Below are 1,312 nucleotides of genomic sequence, written 5' to 3'. Positions count from 1 at the left end.
TGGACGTGGCTGCAGGAGAAGAGACCTCCCATATCCTCAGCGGGTTGACAAACCAGCTGCCCGATCGTGATCCGGAAGAGACCGCCGAATGGGTTGAGTCCCTGGATGCGCTGATTCAGGAACAAGGCACCGAACGTGCCCAATACATCATGCGCAGCCTGCTCCAGCGCGCCGGCGCCCAGAGCGTCGGAGTTCCGATGGTGACCACCACGGACTACGTGAATACCATCCCGGCGGACCAGGAAACGGCGTTCCCCGGCAACGAGGAATTCGAGCGCCGGTACCGGGCGTACATGCGCTGGAATGCCGCCATCATGGTGCACCGGGCGCAACGGGCCGATATCGGCGTGGGCGGACACATCTCCACGTACGCCGGCGCCGCCACCCTGTACGAAGTCGGGTTCAACCACTTCTTCCGTGGCAAGGACCACCCCGGCGGCGGCGACCAGGTCTTCTTCCAGGGCCACGCCTCCCCCGGCATGTACGCCCGCGCGTTTATGGAAGGCCGGCTCTCCGAAGAGGACATGGACGGATTCCGGCAGGAAAAGTCCAAAGAAGGCCACGCGCTCTCCTCCTACCCGCACCCACGCCTCATGCCGAAGTTCTGGGAATTCCCCACCGTGTCCATGGGCATCGGCCCGATGAACGCGATCTACCAGGCCCAGTCCAACCGGTACCTGCACAACCGCGGCCTCAAAGACACCTCCGACCAGCAGGTCTGGGCGTTCCTGGGCGACGGCGAAATGGACGAGCCCGAGTCCCGCGGCCTGCTCCAGCTCGCCGCGAACGACAAGCTCGACAACCTGAACTTCGTGATCAACTGCAACCTCCAGCGCCTCGACGGACCCGTCCGCGGCAACGGCAAGATCATGCAGGAACTCGAAGCGTTCTTCCGCGGCGCGGGCTGGAACGTCATCAAGGTCGTCTGGGGCCGGGAGTGGGATGACCTGCTCACCCAGGACTCCGACGGCTCCCTGGTGAAGATCATGAACGAAACCCCGGACGGGGACTACCAGACCTACAAGGCAGAATCCGGCGGATTCGTCCGCGAGCACTTCTTCGGCAAGTCCCCGCAGACCAAAGACATGGTCGCGGACCTCTCCGATGATGAAATCTGGAACCTCAAGCGCGGCGGCCACGACTACCACAAGGTCTTCGCCGCCTATAAGGCAGCCACCGAATTCAAGGGCAAGCCCACCGTCATCCTGGCCAAAACGGTCAAGGGCTACGGACTCGGACCCCACTTCGAAGGCCGCAACGCGACCCACCAGATGAAAAAGCTCACCCTCGATGACCTGAAGAAGTTCCGCGA

At 63.0% G+C, this 1,312-nt stretch carries 1 pseudogene; it reads left to right on the top strand.

Annotation, left to right across the window (positions count from 1 at the left end):
* Positions 1–5: 5 nt before the first annotated feature.
* Positions 6–1,312: pseudogene (locus QK290_RS18440) on the top strand (pyruvate dehydrogenase (acetyl-transferring), homodimeric type); the annotation flags it as partial.

The organism is Pseudarthrobacter sp. AL07 (assembly GCF_029960665.1).
GTDB lineage: Bacteria > Actinomycetota > Actinomycetes > Actinomycetales > Micrococcaceae > Arthrobacter.
This window is presented reverse-complemented; position numbering and strand designations above follow the sequence as displayed.